Origin of the sequence: uncultured Campylobacter sp., from assembly GCF_937949835.1 — a bacterium.
In the GTDB taxonomy this organism is placed as follows: Bacteria; Campylobacterota; Campylobacteria; order Campylobacterales; family Campylobacteraceae; genus Campylobacter_B.
This window is the reverse complement of sequence record NZ_CALEDC010000273.1, coordinates 1-7,308: the sequence shown is the minus strand read 5'-3', so window position 1 is coordinate 7,308 and position 7,308 is coordinate 1. Positions and strand designations below refer to the sequence as shown.

Sequence of the window (7,308 nt, the reverse complement as noted above, 5' to 3'; positions counted from 1 at the left end):
AAAGCGCTTTGTGCGAGTTCTCCTAATCTTGCAATCAACCTGCTTGTCGCACAGCAAAGCGTCTGCGGCAAGCTTGCTCAATGAAAACGTCCATAGCATATCTCTGTCCGCCTGATAGCTACCGCAATCAAATTTAAGGGGGTAAACTACCAGGTCTCCGCGCCGTCTTGTATCGTTAAATTAAGCGAGCAATACCGCTCTTAAGTCCATAAAAGCCCCATCACACCATGCTTTAATTGCCGTTTTGACGGCGAGTTGCCCGCCTTTTGCGTCAAATTTAAAAACTAGAGCATTAATTCTACAAAAGGCCCGCGTGTTTGGCGCGGTGGGCTTTGTGCTTATTGCACGGCGGCAGTTCGCACCGCAAACGCTGTTTTAGCCCTACTTTTGAGCCCTCGCGCCGATAAAATTTTACTAAATTTTACGCACTGCCTCTTTGAAACGACGCTTGCAAAACCATGTCTTTCTGCACATAGCCCCTTAAAATTCGAAGCAATCTTGCACGTTGTTTAGAACTTCGCGGTCGCAATATCCGCCGTTTTGCTCGCAAAAGTCCAAAACCGCCGCCTCATTCGGCACGCGGCGAGCTCGCAAAATCCAGTATGAGCCTATGCGTGCCGTCGCAGCCACGATGCGCCAAGCCCTCGCCTAAGAACTCAAATAGCCGCTCAAACTCCGCCCTACTCATCGGTAGGCTCTTTTCAAATGTATCTCGCTGCCGCTACGCCGCGAGCTTTTTGAGTTCCTTTTTTCTGGATTTTTCCACTATTTCTCCTTTGCTGCGCCGCCTTGCCGCACGAATATCCTTTGGGCGCATTAACCTCATACCCGTCGTCCCCCGCCCTCAAGCGGGATGCAAATTTCATCCAAACCGTGCGCTACCTCGTCTATACCAAAATAACGCTTATTAATTTTAGCAGAGCGAAATTATAGCAAAAGCAGAGCGCGAAATCGCAAATCCGATGATTAAATTTTATCTAGAATAAAGAGCTATGTTTTCGGTTAAATTTTGCCGTACCGAGGGATAAAATTTAGCAAATTCGGATGAAATTCTATCGAGTAGATGTGTAGAATTTGACCATAATCTAAAACAAAAGCGGCCGCGCTCGAAACACGACCGCTAAATTTTAAAATTTTACTTCTCAAACGCCTTTTCTAGGCTAAACGGAAACGCCTGATAGCCCATCGCGTTGGTCATTTTGATTTCGATTGACGGCTCTTTTGCGCCCCATTCAAACTCGTTGATGTGAGGGCTAGGCACGCCGACCGGACGGCCCTTGGCGATGTCAAACTGCATGCCGGCAACCGCCGAGTAAACCATCACGCTATCAAGGTCGTCTTGATACTGCGCGAGCGATGTAACAGAGCTGTACCACTCGCTGCCGCGCTGTTTGCCGTACTCCCAGACTTGCTCGACGGTTTTAGCTTTTTCGTCGATTTTATAGACGACCGCGCGGGAGTATTTCATACCCGCCATCGCAGGCTGCTCCATGCCGCGGGTGTCGCCGTTGTCAAAGACGGTGAGATAGACGACGCCTTTTTTGGACTTGCTATCGATGCGAAACGCCGTATGCTGCGTCCACTGCCAGTCAAATCCGCCCTTCTCGCTCTCATATCCCGGGCATTTTGAGTACTCGTCCTCGCAGACGATTTTTTTGCCGTCTTTATCTACAGGCTGGAGCAAGTAGCCTTTAAACTGGTCCTTCCAGCCTTTGTGCGCGCCCATTATCCACTTGATCTTTTTGTCGCGGCCGATCTTGATGACGGCGTCTTGGTGGCGGCTGGAGATGATGATACTATCGTCGCTTGGATCATAATCCACGCTATTTACGTGCGCCCAGTTGCGTCCAGGGCCCGAGCCCACGATGTCGCCCCATTTTTCGTTCGTATCCATCGCGGCTAGCTCGTCCGCGCTCGCGGTGTGGCCCGCCTTGCTAGCGTCGATATTTAGGCACACCGCGCCCTGATCGAGCGTTTTTAGCACGATGTCGCGGTATGGATCTAGGATTTCATACAGCCTAAAATCATCTACTACGTTGCCGTCTCTATCGACTTCGACGATGACGTCGCGCACGGTGCGGACGTTTTTACCGTCGGCGCGTTTATAGTTGGCATTTGCCGCGCGCAGGAAATAATGCCCGTTTTGCGCTACGTCTAGCGAGTGCGAGAAGTCGTTGTATCCCGCAGGTAGCTCGCGGTTGAAAATTTCTCGTCCCATTATGTCGTATTTGGCGTATCGCTGCCCGTAGCCCCACGTCATCGCGCCGTCGTCGTTTTGTTTAAAGCCCATCATGACGCCCGCGCTAAACGGCTGCTTGAGGTCGTAAATTTTACTCGGCTCCAGGTACCAGCGCACTTCGCCTTTGGTGTCCAGGATGAAGTTATTCGGGCTATAGTTCCACTCGATCGCGCCGCCTGCGGGGTTGTTCCACACGACTTTGGTGCCCTTGCCGGTTTTATTTACGAAGTTATTTACGTAGTAGAGGCGGTTGGCAAATTTGGCGCTCGGAGCCTTCACGACCTCGATTTTATCAAATAGCGCGCCCTTTTGAGACGGCATGCCAGAGCTCTCTAGATAGATCGCAGGCGCGTAAATTTTATAGCTTTCTTTTACGTGCTCGGTTTGGCCCTTATAAATTTTATCGTACTCTACCTCGACGGTATTTTGATAGTCTGGGTAGAGCCCAAAAACCGGGATTCCGCCGTGCGTGCGAAGGTGCTTGTCGGCGACTTTATAGCTGATAACCTGACCGCCAGGCTTTGGTACGATAGTGACTTTCGCGTTTGCTAGCGTGTAGCCGCCGTTTTTGATGACCGCCGTTAGAGGCGCGATGTCGTATGGATTAACGACCACTTCGCCGATCTTGCCCGGGACGGCGTAGTCTATGTGCGCGCCGCTAGGTCCGCCGATAGCAAGCGCTGCCGTGCTTAGACCGCCGAGTAACGCCGCAGCTAGCGCAAATGAAGAAAGAGTTCGCTTCATCTTATTCTCCTTTGAATTGGTTTGATATCGTAATTTTAATCAACCTCGCTAACGTAGAAATCACGCGTTTATTAAAACTTGCTTAATTATAAAAAATAATTTCAAATTTTGGCTTTCGCGCTAAAATTTAGTCGAAATTTTATAAATTTAATCTAAAATTTATCTTAGCGTGAGTTTTGCGGCGGCGAGAGGATATAAAATTAACGCAAACGAAATCATTTTAAGGAGCATTCCATGAATCTACTTTCTAAATTTAGCAAAGGCTTTTTAGCCGTTGCGATGTTTGGCGCCCTTAGCGCGTCCGCGTTTACCGAGGGCGAGGACTACGTAAAGCTCGAAAAACCGCTACCGGTCGAGCAAAACACGCTAGTTAAGGTCTTTAGCTACGCATGCCCGTTTTGCTACAAATACGACAAAACCGTCACGCCAAAGGTCGTAGAAAAGGTCGCGGGGCTAAAATACGTGCCGTTTCATCTAAAAACCAAAGGCGAATACGGCGAGGCTGCGAGTAAAATTTTTGCCGTTTTAGCCGTGATGGACGAGGAAAAGGGCGTGAGCCTGCTAGATGAAAATTCGCTGTTTAAAAAGGCTAAATTTGCCTACTACAAGGCCTATCACGATCAAAAACAGCGCTGGAGCGACGGCAAGGACGAGGCTGCGTTTTTAAAGACGGGGCTTGATGCGGCGGGTATCAGCGAAGCGGACTATCAAAAAAAGCTAGAGGATCCAAAGGTCGCCGAACTGCTTAAAAAATGGGACGAGAGCTACGACGTAGCCAAGATCCAGGGCGTGCCGGCCTTTGTCGTAAACGGCAAATACCTCATCATGACGAAGTTCATCAGCTCCATCGACGGCATGGCGCAGCTAATTGAAGAGCTGCTCAAAAAATAGGGCGCAGGCATGAAATTTGCGGAAAAAATAGCGAAATTCGCAGACAGCCGCCTGCCGTGGGCGATCCTCGTAGCGGTTAGCGTAGGGCTTGTTATCCTCGCGCACTCGCTGTTTCAAAACTACGTCTATATGCCGCCTTGCGAGCAGTGCGTCTATATCCGCTTTGCATTTTTGTGCATGGCGCTAGGAGGCCTGGTCGCGATCATAAATCCTAAAAATTTGCTCCTCGCCGCGCTCGGCTACCTGCTAGCCTTTTGGGGCGCGATCCAGGGCATAATGTATAGCGTCAAGCTCGCCAAGATCCACGACGCCGTGCACGGAGACGATCCATTTGGCGTGCAGGGCTGCTCGACCGAGCCGCACTATCCGTTCGGCCTGCCGCTTGAGCGGTGGGCGCCCGATTGGTTCTTGCCTACGGGCGACTGCGGCTACGATAATCCGATGGTTCCGGACGGCGTCACGCTAAGCGGCTTTCAGAAGTATCTCGTGGATCTTTATGAGGACGGCTGGTATCTGATCCCATCAAGCAAATTTATGTCGATGGCAGACTGCACACTCGTGGGCTTTGGCGTCTGCTTCGTCGTGCTTGCCGCGATGTTTATTTGCAAAATTTTAACTATCAAGAAAGCTTAAATCGGTCTAAATTTAGACCGATTTTGCTATACTCGCCGCATGAAAGCCTTACGCGAGCATAATTTTAAAATTTACTTCATCATCATTTTCGCAAGCCTTTTCGTGGTGCTTTTGGGCGTGAAAAATTACGAGGACGCCAAGGCGCAGATCGTAGCGCTCGCGGATAAAAATAAGATCGCTGCTAGCGAAAATATGGTGGGGAGCTTCTCGTTTTGGCTAGACGAGCGGCTGCACTCCCTGGTGCGCGCGGCTAAATTTATGCAAAACGCGGACGCGATACGAGACGACGAAAAGCTCGGCGGCTTCATACGTCTTTTTAAAGAAAACTCCGCAGAATTCGACGCTTTACAGTTTTTGCGAGAGGACGGAGAAATTTTCGTAGACGGCAAGGAGCTAGGCGATGATGAAGCGATGCCAAAGAGTCTGCGCACGGGGCTTGTGTGGTTTGAAGAGACCAAAAGCACGCTCGCGCCCACGGTAAATTTTATGCAGCGCCATAAAACCTTAGGCGAGCCGACGCTAAATTTATGCGTGCCCGTCATGGACGGCGACTCGTTTGCGGGGGTGTTTTGCGGCGCGGTGAAGCTGCAAAACATACTAAAAAATATGGAAAAATTTAAGCTCGCGCCAGATTCTTACGCCTTCATCGTCACGCACGGCGGCGAAATTTTAACGCCGATGAAGGATGCCGCACTAAAAAAGCAGATCGAGGATAAATTTAAAGAGCTTTTCCTGCGGGGCGAGGATATCACGAGCCTAAATATCGGATCAAATTTTATCTCCGTCGCCGAGATCCCGACGCTAAACTGGTTCATCGGCGCAGGAACGGATAATGAAAAAGAGCTTGCTGCGCTGCTTAACTCCGCGCTAAAAAACGTCCTTACTCTGCTTTTTGCGTTCGCGGCACTGGCGCTGGTGGCAAATTTCTTACATAACTTTATGTACTCAAAAATCAAAAACCTGCAAGACGACTACGAAGCCCTGCTCAAGCACAAAGCGCGTATGAGCGAGGCGGGCGAGCTAATCAGCGGCATAAATCATCAGTTTATACAGCCGGTTAATTCGCTAAATTTGATGATCTCAAGCCTACTAATGCTGCAAAAAGACGGCAAGCTAGACGCCGCGACGCTAGAGCATATGCTGCAAAAGGGGCAGGCCGCGACCGTGCTTTTAAGCGATACGATCGAGATTTTTAGAAATTTTTATAAAAGCAGCGACGCTCCGCAAAAATTTAGCGTGCAGCGCTGCATCAAAGACCTGCTAAAGCTCATGCACACCGAGCTTAGCAAGGCAAACGTCGCGGTAAGCTTGCGCGAGTTTAAAGACGAAGAGGTCACGCAGCGTATGGGCATCGTGCAGCAAATTTTGCTCATCCTCATTCACAACGCCAAGGACGCGGTCGTGGAGCGATACAAAGACGAGATCGCCAAGCGGCAGGTTTTTTTGGACGTCAAATTTGAAAACGGCACGTGCAAGATAGCCGTCACGGACTACGGTAGCGGCGTGAGCAAGGAGCTTCGGGATAAAATTTTAACCCAGCCAAAAACCACCAAAAAGCAAGGAAGCGGCATCGGGCTGTATTTTGGCAAAAAGCTGGCAAACGAAAAGCTTTCAGGCGACATTAGGCTGCTGAGCGCGGGCGATCCGACGACGTTTGAGCTGAGCTTTGAGATAAATTTAAAGGAGTGAGATGCAAGAGCATTTAAAGCTGCTTAAAGACCTGAGCGTCCTCATCGTCGAGGACGACGAGATCGCAAGAGAGCTGCTAATAGGCGGGCTAAAGCCCTACTGCCTAAGCGTCTGGGGCGCGGGCGACGGGCTGGAGGGGCTGGAGCGATTTAAAAAGCTAGCCCCCGCCGTCGTCATCACCGACATCCACATGCCCGCGATGAACGGCTTTGAGATGATGAAGGAGATGATGCGCATCAAACCGGCGCAAAAATTTATCGTCTTTACCTCCTACGACACCGACGACAACCTCATCAAAAGTATCGAGCACGGCGCGGCGTCGTTTCTAAAAAAGCCCGTCGATATCGCCGCGCTTTGCCGCCTGCTCGTGGCTCTAACCTACGAAAAGGACGAAAAGCTCGTGCGCCTGGGCCCGCAAACTAGCATAAATCTCGCCAAAGAAAAGATCTACAAAAACGGCGAGGAGATCTATCTATCATTTTTGCAAAACAAGCTCTTTTGGCTATTTGCGTATAATCTAAACAAGCTCGTGAGCTACGAGATGATCGAGGAGTTCGTCTATGAGGGCGAGCAAACGAGCAAGGGCGCGATACAAAACGTCGTGCTGAGGCTGAAGCGGGAGCTGGGGGTGAGATTTAAAAATATTAGCGAGAGTGGATATATACTACTAAGCGGCGATCAAATTTAACTTTGCGGCTTGCCTCGCGAGCGTCTTTAACGGAGCTAGTAAAAATTTAGCTCGGCGGACTATCTTTGTCCAGCCTACGCTAAATTTTTACGTCGCAACCCTTAAATCCGTCTCGCGATACTTCACCTTGCTTTTTTTGCACCCAAATTTGAAGTCAAATTTATAAATTTTAGCTCAAATTTTACTCGCCGAGATCCACTCCTTTAAAACATAAAATTTAGTCGTTATTGTGCCGCGCGGCTTAACGATAAAATTTACTAGAAGCCCCTCCACTGCCGCTAAATTTAACGCGGTGCATAAAACAAAATTTGCTTTGGCGCGGCTAAATTTAATGCGACAAGACCTATTTCGCCAGCAGCTCCTTTACCGCGGCGGCCATTTCATCGACGGAGTCGAACGAAGCCGTGTTTAAGAGATACTTGCC

General features: G+C 49.7%; 5 protein-coding genes. 4 read left to right on the top strand and 1 reads right to left on the bottom strand.

Annotation, left to right across the window (positions count from 1 at the left end; translation table 11 throughout):
• Positions 1 to 1,135 precede the first annotated feature (1,135 nt).
• Positions 1,136 to 2,983, bottom strand: coding sequence for an aryl-sulfate sulfotransferase (locus tag Q0256_RS06110; RefSeq protein WP_297961172.1), 1,848 nt, complete (start codon positions 2,981 to 2,983; stop codon positions 1,136 to 1,138).
• 234 nt (positions 2,984 to 3,217) lie between these two features.
• On the opposite strand from Q0256_RS06110, the gene Q0256_RS06105 reads away from it, so the two are divergent.
• The 4 genes from Q0256_RS06105 to Q0256_RS06090 are packed head-to-tail and all read left to right on the top strand — an operon-like array spanning position 3,218 to position 6,884.
• Positions 3,218 to 3,874 (top strand): thiol:disulfide interchange protein DsbA/DsbL, encoded by a 657-nt coding sequence (locus Q0256_RS06105; protein WP_297961169.1) that lies wholly within the window; start codon positions 3,218 to 3,220, stop codon positions 3,872 to 3,874.
• Between the two features lie 9 nt (positions 3,875 to 3,883).
• A complete protein-coding gene (gene dsbI, locus Q0256_RS06100; RefSeq protein ID WP_297961166.1) occupies positions 3,884 to 4,507 on the top strand; it encodes a protein-disulfide oxidoreductase DsbI in 624 nt (207 codons plus the stop codon).
• A gap of 39 nt (positions 4,508 to 4,546) precedes the next feature.
• Positions 4,547 to 6,196, top strand: a complete 1,650-nt coding sequence (locus Q0256_RS06095; RefSeq protein WP_297961162.1) for a sensor histidine kinase — start codon at positions 4,547 to 4,549, stop codon at positions 6,194 to 6,196.
• Between the two features lies 1 nt (position 6,197).
• The gene (locus tag Q0256_RS06090; protein WP_297961159.1) at positions 6,198 to 6,884 is read left to right on the top strand and encodes a response regulator; all 687 of its coding nucleotides are present in this window, start codon (positions 6,198 to 6,200) and stop codon (positions 6,882 to 6,884) included.
• The last annotated feature ends 424 nt before the right edge of the window (positions 6,885 to 7,308 follow it).

Excerpts from the sequence above, each read along its gene's own strand:
- Q0256_RS06110 (WP_297961172.1), bottom strand. The coding sequence starts at position 2,983 with ATGAAGCGAACTCTTTCTTCATTTGCGCTAGCTGCGGCGTTACTCGGC.
- Q0256_RS06105 (WP_297961169.1), top strand. The coding sequence starts at position 3,218 with ATGAATCTACTTTCTAAATTTAGCAAAGGCTTTTTAGCCGTTGCGATG.
- dsbI (WP_297961166.1), top strand. The coding sequence starts at position 3,884 with ATGAAATTTGCGGAAAAAATAGCGAAATTCGCAGACAGCCGCCTGCCG.
- Q0256_RS06095 (WP_297961162.1), top strand. The coding sequence starts at position 4,547 with ATGAAAGCCTTACGCGAGCATAATTTTAAAATTTACTTCATCATCATT.
- Q0256_RS06090 (WP_297961159.1), top strand. The coding sequence starts at position 6,198 with ATGCAAGAGCATTTAAAGCTGCTTAAAGACCTGAGCGTCCTCATCGTC.